This window comes from Pleurocapsa sp. FMAR1, from assembly GCF_963665995.1.
Taxonomy (GTDB): domain Bacteria; phylum Cyanobacteriota; class Cyanobacteriia; order Cyanobacteriales; family Xenococcaceae; genus Waterburya.
The window spans coordinates 257,460-280,506 of the sequence record NZ_OY762512.1; the positions used below are offsets into that span (position 1 = coordinate 257,460).

The following is a 23,047-nucleotide window of genomic DNA, read 5'->3' on the forward strand; positions in this document are numbered from 1 at the left end:
TTTTGAGTAGCCGTGTAAAGCGAAAGTTTTACGCACGGTTTCGGACGAGAGGGGAGAGATGGTAACATCCTCCTCGACTCTTCTATAGGTTACTCAACCAATCATTTAGTTTTTGTCCATCTAGTTCTCCAGATTCGACTATGGCAAAAGATTTTACTGTCTCGTCGTGTTCGTGGGCATCTTCGTTTAAAAATTCGGGGTCGATTTCTAAAGCGCGTTCTAAATCGAATGCTTGTACTCCTAACAACGCATCCATCGATAATTCAGAATTTTGAGTGGGATAAATTTTTGCCATCCCATTCATGGCTTTTATTTTGCTTTCTAATTCTGTCAATTCTTCAGGACTAACGAGATCGGTTTTATTGAGGAGAATTACATCGGCAAAAGCAATTTGTTCCTGTGCCTCATCTGCATCCCAATGTTGCTGAATATGTTTGGCATCGACGACGGTAACAACTGCATCTAAAGCAATCTTGTCTTTCATATCTTCATCGACAAAGAAAGTTTGAATAACGGGGGCGGGATCGGCTAAACCAGTGGTTTCGATTACTAGATGATCGAATTGATGACGACGCTTCATTAAATTGCCGATAATCCGAATCAAGTCACCACGCACCGTACAGCAAATACAGCCGTTATTCATCTCAAAGATTTCTTCATCGGCATCAATTATCAGTTGGTTATCAATTCCCACTTCCCCAAACTCGTTAACGATGACTGCTACTTTCTTACCGTGTTCGTGGGTGAGAATGCGATTGAGGAGAGTCGTTTTTCCCGCACCCAGATAGCCAGTTAATACTGTGACGGGAACGGTGTTGCTGGTTGTCGCTACCATAATCTAATTCCTAAGTTCTTTTAGATAATGATAATCGATCTCATTCTCAAATACCCGTTTTCAATCTAAAATTAGCCTGGAAGATCATTAAACATTGATGCTAAAGAAAATTCTGAATGCCTTCTGTCACCGCTTCAGGATACTCCTCATAAATCCCCAACGTTCCTGCTAATCTAACTGTTTGCACTTGTTCCAATTCTGCGATCGCTTCCATTTCCGCCTTCGATTTAGGTGGTGCATTTTCTGCCAGAATAATTAATACGGGCATCGATACAGAATTCAAAAGCTGCAAGAATTCTTCTCGCTTAGTTACAGGATCGATCGCGCCAGTTACAAAAGCAGCAGGGGCATACCTCGCACCAGATTTTGAGGTTATTTGGTGTTTTTGAGCGATAAATTCGGGGGTTAATTTAGTTTCATCCACATAGACGTGGCGTTTATACATCAATCGTAGAAAAGATGGCGTAGTGTTGAGATAATACAAAGTCTGACCCAATAAAGGCGATCGCACTAAGTTTTTAACGCCATTTCTCACCCCATCGGGTAAACCCATGACTCGTAAAGGTCCTTGCCAAGTGGGAGCAACTAAAATTAGTTGGGAAACCAGATATGGATTATCTTGAGCTAGTTGTAAAGCGTATCCTGAAGCATGACCCGCAGCAACAAGGATAATTGAGCTATTAAAAACAGATTTAGTAAAATCTGACAACAACTGCTGAAATAATACGGGACTATAATCCACAGGGGGACATTGAGACTCGCCAAATCCCAACCAATCTAAAACCGTTACTCGATATTGTGTAGCAAGTAGATTGGCAATACCCTTCATTTCTGTGCGACTAGAAACCGTGCTAAAGGCTGGAAGTAAGGTCAGCTTTTGTGTATGAAGCTTCATACACAAAACGTGACCGTAACAGTATGGGGTTTCCTGCGCCGATGGTTTCATAGACTATTTGATATTGTTTACCTAAAAAATTCCAGTTGTAAACATTTTTTATCCCGCCAATACTAGAATCAAGTTGAGTTGGTAAGGTTGCTTCAGTCATAGCTATTAGTAAAGAGATATCTATCTATAATAGGATTTTAGTCAGATAGTTAATTAACTTTGCAGTTGTCTTAAAGCATTGATACACACAGGGCGATCGCAACCATACAAAGCTACAGCAGCATCACTTTCTGCTTCTATAAATTCATACAGAGGATAGTTTTCATCCGAACCTTGGGGAATATTAATTAATGACGATAAATTCCGATTGCTCTAAATTAATTCTGCTCTTGCTTGAGTTATAACTTGTCCCGCAGATTGGGCAAAAACTACAGTGAGTAATAGCCCCAAAATGAGATCGGGTAAAAATGAGTTAGTCAATAAAACTAAGCCAGCAGTTAGCAACACTGAAGTATTGGCAATAATGTCATTACGGGAACACAGCCAAACTGAAGACATATTAATATTGTCATTACGGTGACGAATCAACAGTAAAAAGCAGATTAAATTAGCTACCAGAGCTAAAATACCAATCTCGCCCATTAATTGAACTGTGGGGACGGTTTGAGCAAATAATTGATAGGTGGCTCTAGCAAATACAGCGATCGCCGTTAAAAACATAATACCGCCTTTGAGCATTGCCGATCGCGCTTGGGCTTTTTTACCTTTTTGAATGACGTAAAGGCTACAGCCATAAACTAAAGCATCGCCCAGCATATCTAAGGAATCGCCTGTCAAAGATAGAGAGGCTGCTTTCATGCCTCCGCTAAACTCCACCACAAACATCACCGCATTAATTACCAGAATAATCCATAATACTTTGCTCTGGCGTTGCTGTAGCTTTTCTAATTCCTTGGCTTTATTTTGACAACAATGTTCTGCCATTTTTTTGCTTTAACGTTCAAATGATTGTTTGAATAAAGATTATTGTATCTTCAAACGTTCAAAAGAACATTAGAATGTAACCCAAATTAAAACAATCAAAATGAGAAGACGAAATATATTGGTTATTAGCTACACCAACTCTTGCAAAGAATAGCTGAGGATATCGGTCACACGCCGATCTCTTAGGGAGTAGTAAGCCAATTTGCCGTCATTACGATATTTAAGTAATTTCAAATCTCGCATTTTCCGCAAATGATGGGAAGCAGTAGCGATTTTGACATTTAACATGGCGGCAATATCGCAAACACAAAGTTCATCGCCGTTTCTGAGGGCATAAAGTATCTTAACCCGCGATCGGTCTGCTAAAGCACCAAAAATAACCGTAACTTCCTCTAAGATATCTTCTGAGGGCAAAGTTGACCGAATTTGAGTAACTAAATCGGTGTTGAAACATCGTACCTGACAAAGATCGTCTGTTTTGGTTTTACTCACGGGTATTTTAGGATAACGGTTAAATCTATTAGTTCAATGGTACAAGATACAAGTTACCTGAGTTAGAGATGCAATCTTGCTTCGCAATATATTCTCGTTTCAGAATAAAAAGATAATCGCGTTTATTTTCTGCAAGCTCGCTATCATTATCAAAAAGGTGATTGAATATATTTGCAGTGTTTTACTCAACAAGTATCTTAAGCATTAAAATTTAAAAGTTAAGCTGTCCATAAGATAAAAACCTATGAACAAGAAAGGGTAGTCCTAAAGATGTAAGGACGTGTTGTAATGATGGACAAAATACCAGATTGCCCCGATCTGATTTTCGATTTTCTTAGAGAACGATAGAGTCTTCCTGACTAATCGAGAAACTCTTTGTCGCATTGTGCAATTAAATCGTTCTATGTAATTGGTTTTTCTCTCTTTCCCCACCGCTTGATGGCGTTTTGAAGGAATTACCTGTTCATAGGCTTCCCAGAAGTCACTATAACAAACGGCACACTGTCGATAGACTGAGGGCAAAGATTGCCATAGCTTTCTCGCTCCATGACGACGGCGATCGCCGATATGAACCCCGACTATTTCTTTAGTTTTTGCAGCCAAAGCCAACCAAATCCATTGTTTATTGGCTTTATTACCGACAAATGACCACATTTCATCACACTGAATCGTTAATTTTCCTTTTTTTTTGTTCTCACTTTAACTTGCTGAGAAACTGATTCGTATTTAGCATTGACATAACTCTGTAACCAAGGTTCTGAAACTTCTGTAACTCGGGCAATTCCAGCTAAAGGAATCTTCTCTAAGAGTAATTTGTCAATCAAGTTTTTGGTTGGTTGGTCGATCATTTTATTCTGTGGATTTTCCACATATTGTCTACCACAGTCGCGACATTTATAATTTTGCTTGCCATTGTGAATGTGACCGTTTTTAACAATTTGTTCTGAATTACATGATGGACAAGATGGCAAATCTACTGGCATGGAAATCAAATGATCTACAATTTCCTATTTTATATCCTTACATCTTTAGGACTACCAAAATCTGTAACGATACCTGAGTAGCTGCCAACGCGATAAGGTTTAGTATTCCCCCTAGTTTTCCCAGAAAATTTAAAAGCTTGCCTCCTAATGCTTTTACTTCACCGCCAATTTTAGCTAGTTCAGCTAATAAAGCCTGTATTCTGGGGTCAAATATACCAAGTGCAGCAGTAGCTCCTAGAGCAGAAGCGGTTTGTATTATTCTGGGTTTTTCTGACTGGTCTAGCTTGCCAGAGACTTGAGCTTCTACTTTCTTTACTTCTAGCTTGGTGGCTAACGCTGTACATTCGCTCATATTTGATTACCTATTTTTTAAAACTTTTCACTACTTCGCCTGTCTTTTCGTCGTAACAGCAAACGGTATTCCCGCAGCTACATTCACAAGTACCTGGAGGACATTGATTTCCGCATGAGTAAGTAACTTCAGGGCAGGTATCTTTTATTTGTTGATAAACGACATTGCTGTTTTTGAGGATTCTAAAATTACAATTAGTTGGTATTGGTTGATTGTCGGCAGCTATAAACCTTTGACTCCAGTGTCCATCATTCGAGCCTATAAAAATAGTCGCTATTTCTCCTAAAGAATCAACGACCTCTACATAAAAATCGGCAGTACGTTGACCTGCTGGTCTTGTATCGTATTTGTCTGTGCTAGGCTTATAAACATAGGTAAAAAATTTGTTGTCGGCTGGATAAGAGATAACCCCTTTATAGACTACCTTTAGTCGCCAGGATAGAATGCCATTAAACCGATCTGAGTTGTACCTCGTGCGGTCGCTATTCCAAGTCACTACACCGTTATTAATATTAGAAGAACGATAGACAAGGTTGTAGTAGGTATCACGCGGGTAAACGAACTGTGTGCTGAGAGTATAATCATCAGCTTTTAAAATACGCTGTTTTGCTCCGCCTGAGTACTGCCATTCAATAATAGGGTCTTCGTTATTAAGACACAAAACCATAATAGTTAAACCGCATTGTCAGGGTCAAATGCTGTTGAGTCTACCGTATAGACAGAAAACACAAATTCATTTTTAACCTGCGCAGTTTCTTGTCTGACTTCAAAGGTTTTAGGAGAAAAAGATTCAGAAGCTACAAGAGAATTAGTTTTATCTACTACGTCTAATCCGTTAGCGTCTTTAACTGGCTTTGAATTCTGATGGATTCCAGCAACCAAAGTTGCTATCTTTTGACTGACTGTAGCAGTGGCAGGAGTGTCTAACATCCGTGTGCCGCTGGCAAACTTGAAATCAGTTAAATCAATGGTAATAGTTGAACCGCTTGAGGTAGCGTTTTCGCCTAAAATACTAGTTAAAGTTTGAGCCATAATTGTTTTTATTGTTGGTGGTTGTACAGATTGTTTTGTCAGCTTGATTGCTGTTTTTTAAACATCAAGAAAATGTTTTTTAGATTGCAAAACAGAGGCTGATAACGATACACGAGTGCTTAAAAAGAACTAGTTAGAATCTTAACACCTAAAATTAAAAGTTAGTATAAATGTATTAATCAAGACAAGCGAGGTACGAACTTGTGAGTAAACCAGATGTAGAAACGTTTCAAAGTTACTGTAGAACCTACTTTAATAGGGCTATAAACAAGCATTTTAGAGACGTTGACGGTAGTGACGACGCTAGTCTTAGTACGGCTGCGCCTAGACAACTAATTAAACGGATTTGTCTACATAAGGATACAGATACGATGACTCTTACTTTAGCCAGGATGTTGACTTGGTGGGTAGAAGCAGGGAACTTGTTAGATGAATATATCTATGGTATTCCTAGTACTGACTTTGAGATATCTAACACCTATTATCCTCAAGTAAAGCTTCACTTTAGAGAAGATAAATACGAGGCTTACGATAATGACAGAAAAGTCGCTAGAAGTGAAGTAAGTTTTCGCTGGAGAGAAGAAGATTATTCAACGGTAAATATTAATCAACTGGCTACAAAAATATTAAATGACTTTGCTAAACCTGTATTTTTTTATAGAAAAGGAAGAAAAGCCTTTACCTATTGGGACAAAGAAAAAGCATATAGATTTACAGTTTATACAGATGACGGAACGGATGCTAAAAAGATAATTGAACAAGTAATTAGAATACAAGACAACAGCGAGCCAGATTGGGATAATAACTTGAGAGAACATAAAGACGGCAAAGACTACAACGTACCTGGTAGTGTTCGAGTAATGGCCAAGCTTATACGCAAGCCAAAGAGAAGGCCGTTAGCTACAGTAAAATTTGCTTATGCAGAATTATTCATTCCTGGTACTACGCAGCCAATAGTTTTAGTAGACGCTTCAGGCTATAAAACCAAAGCTATAAAACGCGCTTGACAAACTTCGCGCCCTATAGGTCGACTATCTTGGAACACAGTTGAAAATAGGAAGAACAAGAGTTATTAATGGATTACTAATCAACCATTTTTAAACAGCCATGGGAAAACCGTATTCCGACTTAGATAAACGCGCATTTGCGATACTTAGCAATGGTGGAAACCCTGCTACCAGTCAAGATAAAGAACTAGCAAAATACTGGGCATGGAAATTAGACCCGTCAGCTACAAGTCATGATTTAGACGCAGCTTCAGTTAGAACGACAGGCAGAAAGCTGAATTACATAGGTATTAATCCTTTTGGAATAGACATGGCAGCTAACAACTACGCCAAGGTAACCGTCACCAAAAGAACAGACGCTATTTTAACCGATGTTTTAGAAAATATTCTAAAACACGAAAAAGACCCCACAGGAAAAGTATTCTATCCTTTAAAAGGGTTTAAACCAGCGAAAGTTTATTTTCGTAGAGGCGCAGCTACTAGTCCGCGTCCTGAAACTAGCCGTATTACGGGTAGAAAGTACAAAACCTACTATCAGAAAGGAGATTTAGGCTATAGCGCACCTTTTGGTCAAGGCGTTGAATCGGATACTTTTTTATCAAAGTCAGCACAAATAAGAGGTGCTATTCAAACAGCATTTGCAGACGCTAGCTTAATTACTTTTTCTCCTGAAAAAGTAAGAGGTTCGTAACTAGTGAACAACCTGCCAGAGTCAATAATGTTATGGTTACCTTCTTATTTAACTGAAGACGAAGAAGCAATGACTAACGTTACCAAAGCGAACGGTCTGCTTATGGACTTTTGCGATTGCGACGTTAGCTTTGACGAGTTCTCAACCATGGACGTTAACGTAGATGATTTCAGAGAGAACCTAGATTTTTATTTAAGACAGAGAGAATAACGTAATGCCAGCAGGTCAGGACCTGATATTCTTTGATAATTCTAGGGATTGGCAGGTTGTGGCTGATGTTAGTACGTTAGCTCAGCCTTTGCCAGGCGACAGGTTTGTCCCTATCTCACCTATTGACCTTGGTGTTAGCTTGCTTTGTGACTACATAGCTGTTGTAGCTACAACAGAAGTAGGTAAGCCTAGCTGGCAGTTTGCAGGGGATATCAGACAGGTTTACAACTTTGTACCTGGTGGCAGTAGTCCTGTGACAAGCGTTCTTCAAAGTTTACCGACACGCTTGTTTATTAATAAGTTACAGATAGTTGAAACAAATCGGATTAGTACCGATAGGTTTAGGCTTAGATATACCCCACCGTTTTGGTTTAGAAGCTGTGCGATTAGGGTGTACGAGTACACGGGAGATACGCTTAACTTTGTTGAAGATTCTTTGTTTAACATCGGTAATGCTTTGGGTGCTTTCTCTAATCAGCCAGAAAGCTTGATAGAGGCTCAGCTAACAATCATTGAAGAGTTGATAACCGATAAGTTTGCAGAATTAAGAAACAGGGAGTCTTCCCAAGTACAGCTTGATGACTTTAGAGAGTCGCAACTTAATACTCGGATTAGTCAGACAAATGCTGGGGTTTACACCTTAGCTGAGGGACTGGCTGCGATACTGCCACCTGAACAAGGAGAGGCTTTGAGACGAGCGGTAAGTAACAGATTACAACTAGATTTAGGATTCTTGTAATGGAAAATTCAATAAAGAAAGATATTATTTTAAACGGTACGGATTCGATAACCGTATTTAAAGAAGATGGCTTGGTGTATAGGGCAAAAGACTTAGAAAGCTATACGCCGATAGTACTTAAGAATCTAAGGGCAAATATCGAACATACTTTTGACTTGGAATCAGTGTCTAGCTGTAATTATCAGGTTATTAGAATAGTAACAGATGTCAAAGCAGATGACGATGTTGTCGCCCTTGATGAGCAAACAGCTTCTAGTTACACAAGTGCAAGCGGGTTTATATCTGTTATCAGACAGGGCAAAAGGGTTTATCAACAATACTTTACGTTTACGCAATTTGTTGGCACCTATAATGCTTTGTTTTTCGAGACAAACGACTTAATACGCGTTAAAGCATTTGAAGACACGAAGTCTATAACGCTTTACTGTCAGCCTGTTTATTTAGAAAAAACAATAATTGTACCAGAGGTGATAACAGATGAGCCTGTCATTTCATAAGGCGAGAGAACGAGCGATACAAATAATATCTAGTAAAAAGAATGAGGATGGGTATCTGGATGTAGATTATTTAATCGATGATGAAGCAAGAAAAGTCTTAAACCTGCCTTCTAGACCAAAAGATGCGTTACCTTACGTTGGCTGGATGGTAGATAACAAGGACGTCAGTTTAGCACCTACTAAGACTTCTCTATTGGGAATTAATCTAATAAAGAAATACGAGGGACTAAGAACCAATGCTTACCTGTGTCCTGCAAACGTTTGGACAATTGGCTATGGGCATACCAAGGGAGTCAAGCAAGGACAAATGATTAGTCATTTAGACGCAGAGAAGCTATTGAAAGATGACCTGACAGTCTTTGAAAAAGCTGTAGTCAAGCTTGTTAGTGTACCTCTAGGTCAGAATCAATTTGATGCACTGGTTAGCTTTGTTTTTAATGTAGGCATTAGTGCGTTTAGTGGTTCTACTTTGCTTAAGCTACTTAACCAAGGTAAGACCAGTGCAGTAGCAGAACAGTTTAGTCGTTGGGTTAATGCTGGTGGTCAAAGGCTACCTGGTTTAGTTAACCGCAGACTAGATGAACGTGATTTATTTGTAAAACAATGATTAATAAGAACTTTTCTAGACTACCTCCATTGTCATTAAACTTGCTTTCTGGGGGTGCTTTTGTTTTTATCGTCTGCTTAGGTATTCGTGTTGCCCGTGCACCTGAGGTTGGCTTAAAAGTAGCCAATACACAATTGATTATCGGCAGTAGTGCAAACAAGCTTTCTGAAGTAGCAGTTAAACTAGATAATCAAGCTGAGATTATCAGACAGAAGGACGAGGCTTACGAAAAGCTAAGGAAAGTATATGAAGAGTCTTTAAAAGGACAAGAAGGATACGGAAAGTTACAAGGAGCAATAGAAGAGATTCAAGAATTACCAGAAGTAAGAAATACAGAAGAATTACGAACAGAAATATTAGCTACCAAGAAAATAATCAAGCAAGTGGCTAGTGAGTAGATGTGTATCTGAAAAGTCTAGTAGAAAGTCTAGTAGACTTTTAGAATACGTACTCAAAAGAAGGAACAAGCAAGGTTTTTATATAAGTATTTATTTCCCTGTGGCTACGCCCACCCGCCCCTAGTATATTTCCCTTGAAGCAAAGCGGAATAGGGTTATTAATATAATTGCTTTTGAAATCACTAACGTCAATAGTTAGTAAATAATTATTTACATAAAAAATAATATTTTCAATTATTTAACGAACAAGCTAATTTTTATCTAAAATTTAAGTGTTTTTACTGATGCGAGAGAAAAAAAAGGATAGTAGATGAAGTTTAAAAAGTCAAATTCACTTACCTTTGAATCAAAGCTCTGAGAGATTACTTTTAAGACTTTAGTTAACAATTGAATAGAAAAATTATGCTTGATTTGGAAACTATTAGTTGGCAAGAAATGGTAGGTAATAGATATACTAAGGCTTTGCATCCTGCTATGGTTAGTAAAGCTGGATACGAAAAGGTCAAAAGCGTTCGACGTATTGGTGACGCTGTACCAACCGCCTTTAGAGTTATTTATGACCGTCAATATGTTATTGATTACGTAGGCAGAGGAATATGCAAAACTCTATTTGTTTTAGGTAAACAAGGTGTATTAAATCTTGTTGATGAAGCATGGGACAATTACTACGGAGTCCTGGACGTTGAACAAGCTACTACCGAGGAATCTGTATAATGCCAGTAAAACCAAAATACAAAGCAAAGCCTGTCATTTGGAATTCAAAAGATTGTCGTGTTGAACCTGCTGAAATAATAGAAAGCTTTCGAATAAAGGAAAGGTTTAAATTACCTTCTCATATCTGGAGGTTTGATTCCCAGCATGAGTTTAAAGTTTATTTAGAACTCGAAAGAATGTATGGCGAACACAGGGTTTTAAGGCAAGTCCCTGTATTGGTAATTGCACCTGGTTTCTCTTATCCAAAAGGCAAAACATGGAAAGTTGACTTTGCAATCTCTAGTGGTGCTGAAGGTGTTAAGCCTCTGCTTTACGTAGAGGCTAAGGGTGCATTCTTAACTGAATTTGCTCTAATTTTAGGCATCCTAGAAGAATACCAGTTTAATGTTTGGTAGTCCTGCAGAAGTAATGATCTAGAATGAGCCTTGACATTTAAAAAGCTAGACCAATGCCAACTTGCCCAAATTGTTCTTCTGAGGAAACTGTTAAAAACGGTCACATTCACAACGGAAAACAAAGATTTAAATGTAATGAGTGCGAGCGCCAATTTATTGAAAATCCTCAGAAAATCATGATTAGCCAAGACAAGCGCGAGCTAATTGACAGGCTCTTATTAGAAAGAATTTCCTTGGCTGGTATTGCACGTGTGGCAATGGTTTCTGAGAGATGGCTACAAACATACGTCAATAATAAATATGCTCTGGTAGCAAGAACAATACAAGTAACACAAAAAAAAAGGAAAGTTGACTATTCAAGGTGATGAACTCTGGTCATTTGTAGATAATAAAGGCAACAAACAATGGGTCTGGTTAGGGTTAGATGCAGATACTAAGGAAATTGTGGGAGTTTATGAGGCGCGATCGCGATGAATTAGCAGCTAGAAAACTCTGGGATTCGTTACCTTCGGTCTATCGTCAATGTGCAGTTGCTTACACTGACTTCTGGTCATCTTATGGGGCAGTATTTCCCCGTCAACGACATAGATCAGTAGGAAAAGAGACTGGTCAAACGAGTTATATTGAACGATTTAACAACACACTTAGACAACGGGTATCTCGGCTAGTTAGGAAAACCTTATCCTTTTCTAAATCCCTAGAGAATCACATAGGTGCTATCTGGTATTTCGTACATCACTACAACTCATCATTACATCTTTAGCACTACCTAATGTTTTTCGCAAGCTTAAGATTGTTTTTCCTGAAAAGCTACCAGTCAGAAGCAAAGTAGCAAAGTAGCAAAGGCACTGCTTGAGTCAGATTTTAGAAAGAACTTGCTTACGTTAAAAGAATTAGAGAAATTTAGAGTATTGCCATGACACCAATAGAATCACCTTACGATGTTCGACTTGTTACCTTAATCGGTTTAGCTATCAACGCAGTTGAAACGTTAGCACTCGAACAGGATAGAGACCCAGAGACAATCATAGCAGAGTTGCTATATGTAACGAACAAGAGGCTACACGAAACAGGAGAAAAAGACTATCTGAGAAAACTATCTTCTCATTATTCTATCCTCTCAGAAGCAATCTATTAATCGTTTTAACGCAAACATATACCGAGAACAGTAATGACAGTAAAGTATTTAGACCCCTACAAAGACGACCCCTATGGCAAACTCAGAGGAGACAAAGCAGAAGCTTACTTTAAAATCTCGTTTGACGAGGCTAAGGTTTACTCTACAGATGATGCTTACATTGTGGCTGCTTTTATCACTAATTATTCTGGGGTCGTTAGGAGCTTCAAAGCAAGCGACGCGCTACTGCCAGGACTATGCGCCATCCCTATCTACGGACGAGAATACGAGATAAGAGGAAAAGATGCTAACGGTAACTGGCAGGGAGTTAAATATCAACCATCTGTGTTTGAGAAGGCTTTGTATGACCATATTAAGGTGCATGAAGCTTTCTTTATTCCTCCTTCTGGTGGTATTAAAGGCGAACTTACTTTTGTACCTAACGGGATATGTGCGTCGATGGACGAGGCTGCTTTAAATGCCTTGGTGGCAACAAATGTAAACACTCAGGTCATTGGTCATTGACTTAAGTGGGAAGCTGCCAGAGTACTCAGTGCCGTTTAGTGGGGGTTTCAAGAAGAATGGTAGCGATAGCAAAGGAATATCTATGGATGAAAAAGTAGCTTTTCTCAAGAAGCTATTGATTGCAGAAATTACAGACGTTGCTTTTACTGAAAGCGATTCTTTAGGTGTTCTTACAAGACAAATACAAGTGAGATTTGAAGATTGCGACGGTTTTGCTGATATTTACTTTGAAATGCTGATGGCAATTATTAGATAACTATGGCTTTTGATTACTCGGGATTATTCAAGTCTGAGGAGGGAACAGGTGACACTTGGCAAGGCTTTTATAACGATGAATTGACTTTAGCCCAAAACCTGTTAATCGCTCTAGAACAAACAATATTTCTGCCTTATGACTTTTACGATATTATCGCTGCTTACTTCCTGTTGCCTTCTGCTTTGTGCAAGATTGTGCCTTATCTATTCCTTAACGGACAATCGGGAAGCGGTAAGTCAACAGTTGCTAAACTGGCTGGATATTTACACGGCAGTCCAGTTAACTCTAGTAGTGATACTTTTGCTGCGATAAGGAACAGTCTTTCAAAAAGAAAAAAAGCATGGGCATACAGGCAAGGAGCAGAACCAGGGGAAGTAGGCAGTGCGGTATCTGTTGAGAAAAATATCTGTATGGTTTGGGATGACGTAAGCGCGAGTACCTTTACCAATAGCCCTGAACTTTACAATATGTTTAAGTTCGGCTATGACAAAAGTACAGACAAGATAATTGTTTCTTCTAGAGAAACAGGGGTGAACATAGAGTTTAGATGCTTTTGTCCAAAGATATTCTCTAGCATTACACCACTGCACCTAGACGACCGCTTTAAAGAGCTAAAAAGACGATTGATAGTAATCCCTTGTAAACGAGTAGAAGAACTTACGGACGAGCGTAAAAACGAGCTAGGGATAACTGACAATAACTGGCAAAATAAGCTGCTCGACATTAGTAAAAAAAATATTAAAGAGTTTGACAGGCTTGTTAGGCAAAGAAGCTATGGAAAGCAAACAGGCAAGGCAGAAAGCACTTAAGTTCTGGGAACTTAAGCACGCGATAGATGATGAGGTGGCTACTCTAGGCTGGTCTACTACAGCCTGTAGGAATGTTATCAATAAACGCTATCGGAAGCGTTCTAGGTTGCTTTTGAGCGATGAGCAGCTAGAAGACTTATTGGCTTATTTACAGGGTTTGAATGCTGGTGTAGACAGGCAGAAAGCTATTGAAAAGAAAGAGAAAAGAAAGAAGCGTAGGCATAAGTAGAAAACGTATCACGTTTCGTATCACGTTTTAGGAATATATAAACATCAACGGAGAGCTATGAGAGAAAAAGTTAAGCGACACAGGACGTTCAGCTTAGATACGGAAACAGTAAAAGTAATAGAGCGAAAGTCTATTGAAAAGAACGGCAATTACAGCAGAGCTCTAGATGCAATAGTACGAGAATGGATAATACTTAAACGAGAAGAACCGCTTGACCTTTGGGAACTTGACCTCACGAGTACGACATTAGAACTGCGGTTAGCAGAACTTAGTGACAGCCACATCCTACTGGGGTATGCTCTTAGTCGTCTCTGGCTTGACGTCAGAGACACGAACATAGCGATTGAAGAAGAAGAGGCTAATTAGCCTCTATTATAACCCCAAAGAAGCGTTTTCAAAAAGTTTCAAATCCTCTCCTATGGAGGGGGTCAAACCAACGCTTATAGCAAAAAATCAGAGCTATTTGAGTGATTTTAGGTAGATTCGATAAATTGTACGTATTGGAGAAAAATTATGGATAGAGAAAATTTTGAACCTAGAACTTTTATGATGTCAGACAGAACCGTGTCTATAATAAGCACGGTCGCTACGGATAGAGACATCAGAGCAGCTAGTGCTTTGGATTTAATAATACAAGAGTGGTTAGATTACGAAAGAGGAAAAGTGGCAAAGAAGATATCAATAGCACGTAATTTACGCAGAATAATAGAAACTCAAAAAGAAGCAATGAGGTTGATAGATAAAATACAAGAAGAAGTAAATAGCGATTGAAAACAGGCTAATAGAGGTAAGGGAAAATAGAAATAATAAGGTACGCATGGCGGGATGTGCATAGGGCTAAAATCGCATCCTCGTGTGAGCAGAGGTCAGAGTAAATTTCAATTCCCAGGTTTGACAGTTTGACGAGGTTGTGATATTTTACAGCCCGTCTTTTTTGTGTGCTTATTTAAGCGCTTGATAAATTGAGGTACATAAGTACTCGTTGCGCTCGTTACTAGGTTATTGCTATATTCAGTTTTGAGTAAGTTTTGAGTAAAAAGCTGCTTTTGGAAAGCAGGGATAGAGGTGAAAGTTAAAGATACCGAGGTTTTACGAGGTATCGGGATGAAAGGATTTGAACCTTCGACCCCTGCTTCCCGAAAGCAGTGCGCTACCAAGCTGCGCCACATCCCGCATTCGCATATATGCTAACATATAAAGCCACAATCAAGAGGTTTGAAGGATAAAGGATAAAGCCAGTTTAGTTTAATACTGTAGAGAAATTGGGTCAAATCTGGGTCAAAACCCATGTACTCAGACCCACAACAAAAGAAAGCTAAAATCGGCAAGGTGACTGTTGACTCCAATGCAAATCAATATAGGTTGAGGTTTACCTATCCCAAAGGAAAACGCAATCAAATCCGACTAGACTGCAACTGGAATGAAGCACTCCGAATAGCCCAAATTATCGATCGCGACATTCAACTTAATGATGTCGATCTGTCGTATGCGCGTTACTCTGCCAAATATGCACAAAAGATCTCAGTAGTAGATAAACCTCTTAATCTATTGGACTTATGGGAAACCTATAAACAACTTTCAAAAAACCGTGTAGCAGAAACGACTATCAAGCGGTCATGGATACCTTGGGAAAAGCATTACTTAGGAAAAACACCACCAGAATTACTAGAGATAGATAAATCATCAGAGTTCATAGCTCACTTGCTTACTCGTTACGCTGTGGGGAGTTTAGACTCGTTCTTTAGTAACTGTCTCATGCCCTCGGTTAATCTCGCTGTCAAAACAGGTAAAATCAAACGCAATCCTTATGCTGCTATACCTTTAGCTAAGAAAAACAAAAAGCAAATTGAGGCATACGAACCGCACGAAGTAAAAGCCATAATACAGGCTTTTTATGAGGATACTTATTTGAGCAAATACAGCAATAGATATCCACACTCTTACTATGCCCAAAAGATAGAGTTTATGGCTCTTACAGGTTGCCGTCCTTCAGAATGTAATGCTTTAACCTGGGATGATATCAAGCAAAAAATTGATAAGAGTTACATCAGGTTCAATAAAGCGTATTCAGTAGGTGTTTTATTACCTCACACTATAAACACATGAAGTTAGACTATTCCCTGTCAATGACCAGCTAAATAAGCTCATAGATGCCACTATAAGGAGAAATAACCCTAATAATTTAATCTTCCCTAGTGTCACAGGCGGATACATCAATCAGAAAACCTTTAGCCGTAGATACTGGAATACCGTAACCAAAGGGTTAATAGCTGATGGTGTATTAGATAAACATTATATCAATTACTCTCTGAGACATTCATTCATCACTAGGTTAGTTAGAAGCGGTGAGGATATTGCCACCATTGCTAGAATCAGTGGCAATTCTACCGAGACTATCGTTAACTTTTATCTATCCGCTAAAAGAGACGGTTTTGAGATACCTGAACTTTAAGCCTTATCCACAAATTAAAAACCGCCAACCGAGGCGGTTAATTAATCTATTTAGCGATCGCTTTTCCAATTGTAAGTTTTTCAAGTTCTGCATCAGGAGTGTTCCTGAACTGCCTTACACTAGATGCTAGAAACATTTCGTTCTCAAGCATTTCCTCTATTGGCTGGGAATTACCCGTGTCTTGGTAGAACAGAATAAAAAGCTTAGTAGTTTGCAGGTCAAAATTGTTTCCCTCTAGCTTCTTTTGTACAAAAGCTTCAAGTTCAGTCTGCGCACTCTGTCGTTCATTATCGCTGCATCTTGCTTGATCTGAGTTCTCAATACAGCTTTGTATAGTTGAGATGGTACTATTACGCTCTGTGGTTTGTTCATTTCTTTGTACTAGCTCTTCCTTAATAATGGTTTCAGCAACGTTTGTAGCTGTTTCTAGTTCCTCTATTTTAACACTGGCGATCGCTAATGTCTCTGTATCTCTTTGTTCTATTAATTCTTGGCTGCTTATAATCTTTGACTGAAGCAAAGGGAAATGTGCAATTACTGTGGCGATCGCTTCAGTTCTTACTAGCCTAGCGCGTCCCACAGCTTGCTCTTGTTGAGCATTAATAGCTTCGAGTTGAAACTGAAGCAAGTCTTTATCCTCAAACGAATGTAGTCCAAAGCGGTAATTATTAAAAGTTACTAGTTGGTTTTTAATTAGTCTCAAACTGCGACCTTTCAGGGAAAAACCCGCACCTACAAACTGTTTAATTAAAGCTTGATGAGGTAGTTTTAATTCACCAACAAAAGATATATTCTGACCTGTGAGATGGTTATAACCTTCTACATTGCCGTGATGACATTTACTATCGGCTTTGAAGTGCTTTTTAAATTCTTTGTGAGTAATTACAATATCATCAGCAACTAATTTCTGTAAATTATTGAAGTCTTCAAGCTTTCTAAGCTGAGTCTTAGAAGTCTTAACATCTACAACTTGCCGTATTTTGCCCTTTAAAGCAACTGTTGGCGTTTCGAGTACTTTTACCCTATCACCATATTTCTGCTTTAATATATCGTTTCTAGGGGTTGCAGAAAGTTGAATATAGTTATTAGTCAAAGGTAAAACATCTTTATCAACATAGAATGTGAATTGCCCTTTTTCTAACTTCAAAACTCTGGTTGCACTATATAAAACTGCGACATCAAGGTTTAAAGAATAAGTATAAATTGACTTTTCAATATCTGAAAAGTCAGGGTTGATGTGAGTAATGTCTAAAGTTGAGAATTCTTTCATCACTTCCAGTTCACCCACTAACTTTTTACCCCAAAAGTCTATGCGATCGCTTGAATGAGCAATATTAGTGATATCACCTATATTTAAATCTACTGAGTGATAAAGACTATTCGTAAAATCTTCGTCAATAATAATCGGTATTCCTCTAAAGGCTTTAGCACGATATAATAAGAAGTCATGAGTAACTAGTTTTGGTAACTCACACTCAGAACTACATAGTTCTTTGTTGACTGCAAGATATTCCCTTATGTGTTCTCTCACACCTTTATCGACATCATTAGTAGCCTCAACCAAACCGTCAAATTGAATGTAAGTTGGTTTAACCCCATACGCTTTAGCATGAGTATCCATTTTTAAGATGGTACTGTCGTGTTTTGATGGGTAACGGCTTGTCCCAAAATTAGCTAACTCAGTCAGAATTTGATATACAACACTGTTCAAGCCACAAGCGTAAAGCTTATTAAAGAACTTTGTAAGTGCTTCAGGAAGTTTTAACTCAATTTGCTTTTTGTAAGTAAGACCTTTCAATTCGCCAGCAAAATCATCCTTCAAGGTATGGGTCTTGAAGGCTATAACACAATTATTCAAGCGACCGCTTTTCAGGTTCTCAAGAACTAACCTAGTTTTACCAATTCCAGTATCGGCATTGTTGCTATATATTGAGCCATCAATGACGGCGGTTAAAGCACTATTAAAGTTATTCTTGAGTATTTCATAGGCTTCATCGGCAGGGATGGTTACAGGCTGTTTTAAACGTAATACAGAAGATGTTCTAAGTAGTTCAAATAAATGTCCTTTTTTGACCTTCATCTGACGGGCGATCGCCACAAAGTTTTTGATATTTGCTAGTCTTCCACCAGCTTCAAGATAGTCTGAATGTAGATATTCTTGATAGACTTTTTCACCACCTTTAAAACCTGCTAAATTAACTGCAATTTCAAAATATTCTTCAGAGGTTAACTTTTCTTGGGCAATAAACCGAGAAAATAGTAAATTTTGGGTTTTAGCGAACGAGATATCAATGTTTTCAGCCAATATTTTTTGCTCATTTTCAAACTCTGTATCGGTTGCTGTATATAGGTCAAAGGTACTTTCAGAGAGTGTTTTTGTACTATTTGGGGGGTGCAAAAGTTGTTTCTCTATATATATATAAGAGAAACGTCTTTGAGGGGTATCAATTGTTCCAAATTCGTCTTTGAAAACGCTGAAAATACTTGCTGGTACTAACGTGCAGCGTTTCAAAATGAGAGTGTCAATTTCGTCTACATCCTTGAATTCTCGTTGTCCCTCTGTTGCAAAAAACTGTTTCCAGTCGGCTACAAATATCTCGAATGTCTGACCAAGTTTGTCGCGCAATTTGGAAATGAACTCGATAGTTTTTAATATTTTGTTAAATACATCTGTGTTGTTAAAACAACCAGCATCTACAGCCAAGATATAACGGCTCGGTTTGAGTGCTTTTAATGTCTCTTCAATTTGCCAAGGTGTTGATGGTGTTCCAGTAGAATTGGCAGCAACAACATTAATATTGTGTTTATGACTCGCGATAAGCGGTTTTAACGTACCTTCACACTCCCACAAGTCTTGTCCAATTTCATAAGAAGCGATCGCATTCTGCATTGGTAGTTCCAATGTCTTAAGTGGTGTGATGATGGCTGCATTATTAACAACTTTATCTTGGCTATCACTGTGAGCATTCCAAGTATATTTAGGGGCATCTTTACTAAAATTCTTAGGTTGATGACCTATTACCGTGCCATCGTAAAAGTAAATGGGGATATTAATAGCATTACCCCATGCGCTATGAAAGACCTTGCTTGTCTTAGTGGGGTGTTTCTACTGCCTTTTGTGCCTGTATTTGTTCTTGTAATGTCTGCATTAAGAATTTCATGCTACTACCTCCGCTTGTTCTAGATATTGAGCTATCAGCATTCTTATAATTCCCGCACCAGTCGCACCTTTTGATGTAGCGATCGCACTTAACTTTTCGTATTCACGCTCATCAACTCTAATTGACTTGTTTATTAATTTTGGTTTTTGCATTGTTTTGTCTCTCTAAAAATTACTTTGTCTTACTTAATAATGACCAAGCGTTTTGAGAAAAGTTATAGTTGTAATTTAAATAGTTAAAAGAGATAGAGCTATGGTTGGTATTACATTAAATGGTCAATACCTACGTTTTTGGCGTATTGTTGAAACTCAGGACTGTTCATTTCGGCTATCATCTCAGCTTCAGTAAGACCTAGAATTGCAGCCACATCACCTAACATCAATTTGCCGTTAAAGAGCTTTAACTTGGTATTTGTGCCTGGGATAGACATCATTTGAGTTTTATGGTCAATACTGCCTTTAATTCCTTCGTCCAGCATCTTGCTTTGTAGCCGACTACCTGCAACATTACCTTCATGGCTTAATATCCACATCGCTCTGTTAACACCTTTGCCATCTATATAGAAAGCAGTTTCGTCATGTTGGTCAATACAAGCATAGACCTGCACATCCTCATATCTTCTATTAGCTGGCTGGTCGCAGTGCTTATTCAAGTCAGCTAGTTTTAGCAGGTCTAAATTATTGGCAGTATTTCTAGCTATTTTGACCGTTGCTCCGTGAAAGTCTACAGTTTTTGACTTAATGCTTATTGCTGGTGCAAAACCTTTTGATGTTTTCATAGTTAAATAGTTTTAATTAGGTGGTTAAAGTGCTTAGTCACTCCGCACTTAGTTAATGAAACGACGATGCAGGAAACGGCAGTTTAGCAGCGATCGCTTTAGTCAATTCTTCTTGAGTTATTGTCAGTGTCGGGTTATATTTCTCGTCCCAACCATTCAACAAACCGACGTAGGCACTCTTCAGGAAAGCAAAGCGTTGGGATGCTATATCAGAAGGGTAAGAACTCGCATCTGGATGCTCTTTAACCCTTAGCTTCCTGTAATTCGATACCAACATATCTTTAGTGGTTGGCTGCCCAAATACTTTGAATATAGGAGTCTCTTGACGACCATTTAGAGGTTTACCTGCTTTAAGTAAAGCGATCGCCTTCTCCTGCTTTTTAATTGTTTCTTTGGCACTGACTAATTCTTGCTTTACTGTTTCTAATTCAGCCTCTAATTGGCTTGGCTCAACATAGCTATCTAATTCGATGGATGCAGCAATTTGAGCGAATTGAAGTTTATCTTGGGTAATTCTTAAATTCAAGTCGTGTTGATGCGCTAGCGACTTGATAGCTTGCCTTGACCATAATTGCTTGATATAGCCATAGAACTCAAGTAAAGAGTCTACAGTCGTTTGATAACGTAGTGGTGCTGTAGCGAGTTCTAGTAGTTGTTCTGAAGTGTATTGAATTGGCATTAGACTTAGTTGATGATGGTGCATTGCTCTTAAATGTGTAGGTGGTGGTGAGATAAAGCTATTGCACAGAGGTATTAACCGTCTATCCAGCTATTAACCTCGTCTTCGCTAGCAATTAAACGCATATTAGTTTGTTCGTCTCTGGCTGCCGATAACTGAGCTTGTAAGTCAATTGGCTTTAGCGACCATTCAAGTTGTAATGGTTCAGATACAACACTATTAGCTTCAGCAGTTAATATCTTCTCTGAAAGGTGTTCGGCTACAGAGGCTTGATGTTGGGTAGCGATCGCCATTAGTGAGTTTTGGATATCAACTATTGCCTCATTTCTCGCTTGACTTAACTTGCTTTCTAACTTTGCACTAAACATCTTCTCAGTGGCTTGAATTATCGCTTGCTTTTCGTTGCTAGCTATATTGTCGGTTAAAGCTTCTATGGCTTGGGATAGTTGGTTAGCGGTCGAATTTACTTGGTTATTCATAATTGTTTATAGTTTTTATTTATTTTACTACTATAGCAATAGCATAGTGCTATAGTAACTAGTATTTATACTGAACTTTAAAAAAAACCCTCTTAATTGAGGGCTTAAAGTAAAACTATCTTTTTCCAATTTGTCTTGCCTGTTGGCTCGTAGCCTATTTTCTCCCAGTAATGTTTCTTACTCTTCTTCCGATATTGTTTAACTGTGTCAAGCTTGGCATCACGAAAAAACTTCTCTTTAATTTGCTCGTTGGTTAAAACGCTATCGCTTTCAGGGGTGTCTGTCTGTTCCTGAGCATCTTTTAATGTACCTTTCTGCTTATCCTTGAACGGTTCAATTAGACCTGGACGGGCTTTTTTAGCTCTTCTACCTCACTGCTAAGGTTAGCGACTTTCTTATTAACCATCTTTTCGACCATTGCCTCAATGTCGGCTGCTTTGGGTTGGACATTAGTTATGTTAAGGTCGGCAACTCCTATTAGATATCCAGCTTTCTTTGATGCTTCTATCCAATTCGTTACGGCGATCGCTAGTGATATTGGTTGACCAGAAGGTGTTAGGACTCCTTCGCAAAGTTTTTTAAGATCTGCTTTCAGCCCTTCTTTTAAATTTAAATTTAATTGCTCTCTTGACATGGAGGTTTTAGGGGTTAATTTACCTTTATATTGTAGCAATAGAATAGTGCTAGTCAACATAGTAGAAATACTTAACTATTTGTGATCGCGATCACAGACATAGCACTACAATAGCAATAGAATAGTAAGCATAAGAGAAGGGCAGTTTTCCCGCTAAGAAACACCTGCCCTCTCAGTCCACTTACTTAATGAACCAAGATGAGTTTAACAAATTTGAGAATTGCCAACTATTTAGAACTAGAAACAACTTGCAATATGGAGCGAGTCAGAGAATTCCAGTATGTTTATCTGATTGTGTTTACCAAAGAATTAAAACGTAGACCAATATTCGTTTCTAAGAAAGCGATCGCACCAGTCAGAGAAAAGCCAATTCTAAGAGCAAAACCTATCACTCCTGTCTTTGTCTCTGTACCTGAAACTAGGGAAGCAATCTATACCGTTCTTAAGGTGTGGGATAACGGCAGTTCTTATCGTGGCGATCACGTCCACAGCGTTTTGATAATTGAGCGTGGGTCAAGACGCGCTCCATTCTGGGCTTCAGTCTTTGAGAAACAATGTATAGACCGAGGTGACGTTTTGAGGAAAAGCGATAACGGTCGCTTAGTCAAAGTCCAAGGTGCTGATGAACTAGAACATTCCATCTATCTAGGAGCTTCAAGATGAAAACTACTAAATTCATTGAATTAATGCCTCAAATAGACCGCGTTTTTATTTTTGTACCGACAGAAACAGGTTATTCTATTTGTCTTCAAGTCGGCAAGGAAGACATACTCAAAGAAATAAAAAAACAACCTAAATTAACAGCTTTGGGCGTGTCAATACAAAGATATGAGTACCAAGAAAAAATAGATGTATATCTGAGTCTTTAAGAAAACGAGGTTTGACATTCCCGCTTCTCTGGTGCGGGAACTCTCAGAATTAGCCAATTTTAGTCACCTTTAATTCTCAAATGGCTACTTATGCCAATTAAGAATTATCGTGGCTAATAGGGGCAATTCTGTCGTGCTATTGAGCTATTAGGGTAATTGCCTCTGAGTGACTAGCTGTTGGAAAACGAGGGATAAAATAACCTATATTCGGTCATCACAAAGCCTATATATACTATA

At 38.6% G+C, this 23,047-nt stretch carries 31 protein-coding genes, 1 tRNA gene and 3 pseudogenes; 20 read left to right on the forward strand and 15 right to left on the reverse strand.

The features are described from left to right. Positions 1-85: 85 nt before the first annotated feature. From SLP02_RS01310 to SLP02_RS01350, 8 genes and pseudogenes are all read right to left on the reverse strand, one after another. Positions 86-835: pseudogene (locus SLP02_RS01310) on the reverse strand (CobW family GTP-binding protein); the annotation flags it as partial. Between the two features lie 100 nt (positions 836-935). Beyond that, a pseudogene (locus SLP02_RS01315) lies at positions 936-1,881 on the reverse strand (alpha/beta fold hydrolase). Between the two features lie 212 nt (positions 1,882-2,093). Continuing rightward, on the reverse strand, positions 2,094-2,705 hold the full coding sequence (locus SLP02_RS01325; protein ID WP_319418851.1) for a cation transporter: 612 nt from the start codon (positions 2,703-2,705) through the stop codon (positions 2,094-2,096). A gap of 129 nt (positions 2,706-2,834) precedes the next feature. Then, positions 2,835-3,203 (reverse strand): ArsR/SmtB family transcription factor, encoded by a 369-nt coding sequence (locus SLP02_RS01330; RefSeq protein ID WP_413467305.1) that lies wholly within the window; start codon positions 3,201-3,203, stop codon positions 2,835-2,837. A 258-nt stretch (positions 3,204-3,461) separates the two neighbouring features. Further along, positions 3,462-4,180 (reverse strand): IS1 family transposase gene (locus SLP02_RS01335; protein ID WP_319418853.1). Its coding sequence is split into 2 segments (ribosomal slippage): positions 3,462-3,892 and positions 3,892-4,180, totalling 720 coding nucleotides; the frame shifts between segments, so codons are not numbered across the junction. Positions 4,181-4,217: 37 nt separating this feature from the next. Then, positions 4,218-4,532 (reverse strand): hypothetical protein, encoded by a 315-nt coding sequence (locus SLP02_RS01340; RefSeq protein WP_319418854.1) that lies wholly within the window; start codon positions 4,530-4,532, stop codon positions 4,218-4,220. 10 nt (positions 4,533-4,542) lie between these two features. Next, the gene (locus tag SLP02_RS01345) at positions 4,543-5,199 is read right to left on the reverse strand and encodes a hypothetical protein (protein ID WP_319418855.1); all 657 of its coding nucleotides are present in this window, start codon (positions 5,197-5,199) and stop codon (positions 4,543-4,545) included. Positions 5,200-5,204: 5 nt separating this feature from the next. Further along, on the reverse strand, positions 5,205-5,564 hold the full coding sequence (locus SLP02_RS01350; RefSeq protein ID WP_319418856.1) for a hypothetical protein: 360 nt from the start codon (positions 5,562-5,564) through the stop codon (positions 5,205-5,207). A 203-nt stretch (positions 5,565-5,767) separates the two neighbouring features. On the opposite strand from SLP02_RS01350, the gene SLP02_RS01355 reads away from it, so the two are divergent. From SLP02_RS01355 to SLP02_RS01430, 16 genes and pseudogenes are all read left to right on the forward strand, one after another. After that, the gene (locus SLP02_RS01355) at positions 5,768-6,571 is read left to right on the forward strand and encodes a hypothetical protein (protein WP_319418857.1); all 804 of its coding nucleotides are present in this window, start codon (positions 5,768-5,770) and stop codon (positions 6,569-6,571) included. Between the two features lie 100 nt (positions 6,572-6,671). Next, the gene (locus tag SLP02_RS01360; protein ID WP_319418858.1) at positions 6,672-7,262 is read left to right on the forward strand and encodes a hypothetical protein; all 591 of its coding nucleotides are present in this window, start codon (positions 6,672-6,674) and stop codon (positions 7,260-7,262) included. A 3-nt stretch (positions 7,263-7,265) separates the two neighbouring features. Then, positions 7,266-7,472 carry a hypothetical protein gene (locus SLP02_RS01365; protein ID WP_319418859.1) on the forward strand — a complete coding sequence of 69 codons (207 nt, stop codon included), beginning with the start codon at positions 7,266-7,268 and terminating at the stop codon, positions 7,470-7,472. Positions 7,473-7,476: 4 nt separating this feature from the next. Continuing rightward, a complete protein-coding gene (locus SLP02_RS01370; RefSeq protein WP_319418860.1) occupies positions 7,477-8,211 on the forward strand; it encodes a hypothetical protein in 735 nt (244 codons plus the stop codon). Continuing rightward, the gene (locus SLP02_RS01375) at positions 8,211-8,708 is read left to right on the forward strand and encodes a hypothetical protein (protein WP_319418861.1); all 498 of its coding nucleotides are present in this window, start codon (positions 8,211-8,213) and stop codon (positions 8,706-8,708) included. The genes SLP02_RS01370 and SLP02_RS01375 overlap by 1 nt, the downstream gene beginning before the upstream one ends. Then, positions 8,689-9,315 carry a lysozyme gene (locus tag SLP02_RS01380; RefSeq protein ID WP_319418862.1) on the forward strand — a complete coding sequence of 209 codons (627 nt, stop codon included), beginning with the start codon at positions 8,689-8,691 and terminating at the stop codon, positions 9,313-9,315. The genes SLP02_RS01375 and SLP02_RS01380 overlap by 20 nt, the downstream gene beginning before the upstream one ends. Next, positions 9,312-9,713 carry a hypothetical protein gene (locus tag SLP02_RS01385; protein ID WP_319418863.1) on the forward strand — a complete coding sequence of 134 codons (402 nt, stop codon included), beginning with the start codon at positions 9,312-9,314 and terminating at the stop codon, positions 9,711-9,713. The genes SLP02_RS01380 and SLP02_RS01385 overlap by 4 nt, the downstream gene beginning before the upstream one ends. A gap of 402 nt (positions 9,714-10,115) precedes the next feature. Further along, positions 10,116-10,427 (forward strand): hypothetical protein, encoded by a 312-nt coding sequence (locus SLP02_RS01390; protein WP_319418864.1) that lies wholly within the window; start codon positions 10,116-10,118, stop codon positions 10,425-10,427. Then, a complete protein-coding gene (locus tag SLP02_RS01395; RefSeq protein ID WP_319418865.1) occupies positions 10,427-10,822 on the forward strand; it encodes a hypothetical protein in 396 nt (131 codons plus the stop codon). Before SLP02_RS01390 ends, SLP02_RS01395 begins: the two co-directional genes overlap by 1 nt. 53 nt (positions 10,823-10,875) lie before the next feature. After that, positions 10,876-11,585 (forward strand): annotated as a pseudogene (locus SLP02_RS01400) (IS1 family transposase). Between the two features lie 153 nt (positions 11,586-11,738). Beyond that, positions 11,739-11,960: a hypothetical protein gene (locus tag SLP02_RS01405; protein WP_319418866.1), complete on the forward strand. Its 222-nt coding sequence runs from the start codon at positions 11,739-11,741 to the stop codon at positions 11,958-11,960. A gap of 33 nt (positions 11,961-11,993) precedes the next feature. Beyond that, positions 11,994-12,464 (forward strand): hypothetical protein, encoded by a 471-nt coding sequence (locus tag SLP02_RS01410; protein ID WP_319418867.1) that lies wholly within the window; start codon positions 11,994-11,996, stop codon positions 12,462-12,464. A gap of 82 nt (positions 12,465-12,546) precedes the next feature. Beyond that, positions 12,547-12,720 carry a hypothetical protein gene (locus SLP02_RS01415; protein ID WP_319418868.1) on the forward strand — a complete coding sequence of 58 codons (174 nt, stop codon included), beginning with the start codon at positions 12,547-12,549 and terminating at the stop codon, positions 12,718-12,720. Positions 12,721-12,722: 2 nt separating this feature from the next. Further along, entirely contained in the window at positions 12,723-13,529 is an 807-nt protein-coding gene (locus SLP02_RS01420; protein ID WP_319418869.1) for a hypothetical protein, read from the forward strand. Next, positions 13,495-13,758: a hypothetical protein gene (locus tag SLP02_RS01425; RefSeq protein ID WP_319418870.1), complete on the forward strand. Its 264-nt coding sequence runs from the start codon at positions 13,495-13,497 to the stop codon at positions 13,756-13,758. The genes SLP02_RS01420 and SLP02_RS01425 overlap by 35 nt, the downstream gene beginning before the upstream one ends. Positions 13,759-14,271: 513 nt before the next feature. Next, a complete protein-coding gene (locus tag SLP02_RS01430; RefSeq protein ID WP_319418871.1) occupies positions 14,272-14,529 on the forward strand; it encodes a hypothetical protein in 258 nt (85 codons plus the stop codon). Positions 14,530-14,857: 328 nt separating this feature from the next. Here the strand turns inward: SLP02_RS01430 and SLP02_RS01435 are convergent. Beyond that, positions 14,858-14,931, reverse strand: a tRNA-Pro gene (locus SLP02_RS01435). A 114-nt stretch (positions 14,932-15,045) separates the two neighbouring features. Here SLP02_RS01435 and SLP02_RS01440 point away from each other — a divergent pair. Then, the gene (locus tag SLP02_RS01440) at positions 15,046-15,864 is read left to right on the forward strand and encodes a hypothetical protein (RefSeq protein WP_319418872.1); all 819 of its coding nucleotides are present in this window, start codon (positions 15,046-15,048) and stop codon (positions 15,862-15,864) included. Between the two features lie 52 nt (positions 15,865-15,916). After that, positions 15,917-16,210: a tyrosine-type recombinase/integrase gene (locus tag SLP02_RS01445; protein WP_319423640.1), complete on the forward strand. Its 294-nt coding sequence runs from the start codon at positions 15,917-15,919 to the stop codon at positions 16,208-16,210. Positions 16,211-16,256: 46 nt separating this feature from the next. Here SLP02_RS01445 and SLP02_RS01450 read toward each other — a convergent pair whose 3' ends face one another. From SLP02_RS01450 to SLP02_RS01475, 6 genes are all read right to left on the reverse strand, one after another. Next, positions 16,257-19,112, reverse strand: coding sequence for a hypothetical protein (locus SLP02_RS01450; protein WP_319418873.1), 2,856 nt, complete (start codon positions 19,110-19,112; stop codon positions 16,257-16,259). Positions 19,113-19,367: 255 nt separating this feature from the next. Then, complete coding sequence (locus SLP02_RS01455) at positions 19,368-19,523, reverse strand: hypothetical protein (RefSeq protein WP_319418874.1); 156 nt, start codon at positions 19,521-19,523, stop codon at positions 19,368-19,370. A 110-nt stretch (positions 19,524-19,633) separates the two neighbouring features. Then, on the reverse strand, positions 19,634-20,149 hold the full coding sequence (locus SLP02_RS01460) for a hypothetical protein (protein ID WP_319418875.1): 516 nt from the start codon (positions 20,147-20,149) through the stop codon (positions 19,634-19,636). A gap of 52 nt (positions 20,150-20,201) precedes the next feature. Further along, a complete protein-coding gene (locus SLP02_RS01465) occupies positions 20,202-20,828 on the reverse strand; it encodes a hypothetical protein (protein ID WP_319418876.1) in 627 nt (208 codons plus the stop codon). 74 nt (positions 20,829-20,902) lie between these two features. Then, positions 20,903-21,307 carry a hypothetical protein gene (locus SLP02_RS01470; RefSeq protein WP_319418877.1) on the reverse strand — a complete coding sequence of 135 codons (405 nt, stop codon included), beginning with the start codon at positions 21,305-21,307 and terminating at the stop codon, positions 20,903-20,905. A gap of 337 nt (positions 21,308-21,644) precedes the next feature. Then, the gene (locus tag SLP02_RS01475; RefSeq protein WP_319418878.1) at positions 21,645-21,941 is read right to left on the reverse strand and encodes a hypothetical protein; all 297 of its coding nucleotides are present in this window, start codon (positions 21,939-21,941) and stop codon (positions 21,645-21,647) included. Positions 21,942-22,139: 198 nt separating this feature from the next. On the opposite strand from SLP02_RS01475, the gene SLP02_RS01480 reads away from it, so the two are divergent. Together SLP02_RS01480 and SLP02_RS01485 are read left to right on the forward strand one after the other, a co-directional pair. After that, positions 22,140-22,604, forward strand: coding sequence for a hypothetical protein (locus SLP02_RS01480; protein ID WP_319418879.1), 465 nt, complete (start codon positions 22,140-22,142; stop codon positions 22,602-22,604). Further along, a complete protein-coding gene (locus SLP02_RS01485; RefSeq protein WP_319418880.1) occupies positions 22,601-22,810 on the forward strand; it encodes a hypothetical protein in 210 nt (69 codons plus the stop codon). The genes SLP02_RS01480 and SLP02_RS01485 overlap by 4 nt, the downstream gene beginning before the upstream one ends. The last annotated feature ends 237 nt before the right edge of the window (positions 22,811-23,047 follow it).

Bases quoted from the DNA above. Each gene is read 5' to 3' on its own strand.
- SLP02_RS01325 (WP_319418851.1), bottom strand. From the start codon at position 2,705: ATGGCAGAACATTGTTGTCAAAATAAAGCCAAGGAATTAGAAAAGCTA.
- SLP02_RS01340 (WP_319418854.1), bottom strand. From the start codon at position 4,532: ATGAGCGAATGTACAGCGTTAGCCACCAAGCTAGAAGTAAAGAAAGTA.
- SLP02_RS01345 (WP_319418855.1), bottom strand. From the start codon at position 5,199: ATGGTTTTGTGTCTTAATAACGAAGACCCTATTATTGAATGGCAGTAC.
- SLP02_RS01350 (WP_319418856.1), bottom strand. From the start codon at position 5,564: ATGGCTCAAACTTTAACTAGTATTTTAGGCGAAAACGCTACCTCAAGC.
- SLP02_RS01360 (WP_319418858.1), top strand. From the start codon at position 6,672: ATGGGAAAACCGTATTCCGACTTAGATAAACGCGCATTTGCGATACTT.
- SLP02_RS01370 (WP_319418860.1), top strand. From the start codon at position 7,477: ATGCCAGCAGGTCAGGACCTGATATTCTTTGATAATTCTAGGGATTGG.
- SLP02_RS01375 (WP_319418861.1), top strand. From the start codon at position 8,211: ATGGAAAATTCAATAAAGAAAGATATTATTTTAAACGGTACGGATTCG.
- SLP02_RS01380 (WP_319418862.1), top strand. From the start codon at position 8,689: ATGAGCCTGTCATTTCATAAGGCGAGAGAACGAGCGATACAAATAATA.
- SLP02_RS01385 (WP_319418863.1), top strand. From the start codon at position 9,312: ATGATTAATAAGAACTTTTCTAGACTACCTCCATTGTCATTAAACTTG.
- SLP02_RS01390 (WP_319418864.1), top strand. From the start codon at position 10,116: ATGCTTGATTTGGAAACTATTAGTTGGCAAGAAATGGTAGGTAATAGA.
- SLP02_RS01395 (WP_319418865.1), top strand. From the start codon at position 10,427: ATGCCAGTAAAACCAAAATACAAAGCAAAGCCTGTCATTTGGAATTCA.
- SLP02_RS01405 (WP_319418866.1), top strand. From the start codon at position 11,739: ATGACACCAATAGAATCACCTTACGATGTTCGACTTGTTACCTTAATC.
- SLP02_RS01410 (WP_319418867.1), top strand. From the start codon at position 11,994: ATGACAGTAAAGTATTTAGACCCCTACAAAGACGACCCCTATGGCAAA.
- SLP02_RS01415 (WP_319418868.1), top strand. From the start codon at position 12,547: ATGGATGAAAAAGTAGCTTTTCTCAAGAAGCTATTGATTGCAGAAATT.
- SLP02_RS01420 (WP_319418869.1), top strand. From the start codon at position 12,723: ATGGCTTTTGATTACTCGGGATTATTCAAGTCTGAGGAGGGAACAGGT.
- SLP02_RS01425 (WP_319418870.1), top strand. From the start codon at position 13,495: ATGGAAAGCAAACAGGCAAGGCAGAAAGCACTTAAGTTCTGGGAACTT.
- SLP02_RS01430 (WP_319418871.1), top strand. From the start codon at position 14,272: ATGGATAGAGAAAATTTTGAACCTAGAACTTTTATGATGTCAGACAGA.
- SLP02_RS01440 (WP_319418872.1), top strand. From the start codon at position 15,046: ATGTACTCAGACCCACAACAAAAGAAAGCTAAAATCGGCAAGGTGACT.
- SLP02_RS01455 (WP_319418874.1), bottom strand. From the start codon at position 19,523: ATGCAAAAACCAAAATTAATAAACAAGTCAATTAGAGTTGATGAGCGT.
- SLP02_RS01460 (WP_319418875.1), bottom strand. From the start codon at position 20,149: ATGAAAACATCAAAAGGTTTTGCACCAGCAATAAGCATTAAGTCAAAA.
- SLP02_RS01465 (WP_319418876.1), bottom strand. From the start codon at position 20,828: ATGCCAATTCAATACACTTCAGAACAACTACTAGAACTCGCTACAGCA.
- SLP02_RS01470 (WP_319418877.1), bottom strand. From the start codon at position 21,307: ATGAATAACCAAGTAAATTCGACCGCTAACCAACTATCCCAAGCCATA.
- SLP02_RS01475 (WP_319418878.1), bottom strand. From the start codon at position 21,941: ATGTCAAGAGAGCAATTAAATTTAAATTTAAAAGAAGGGCTGAAAGCA.
- SLP02_RS01480 (WP_319418879.1), top strand. From the start codon at position 22,140: ATGAGTTTAACAAATTTGAGAATTGCCAACTATTTAGAACTAGAAACA.
- SLP02_RS01485 (WP_319418880.1), top strand. From the start codon at position 22,601: ATGAAAACTACTAAATTCATTGAATTAATGCCTCAAATAGACCGCGTT.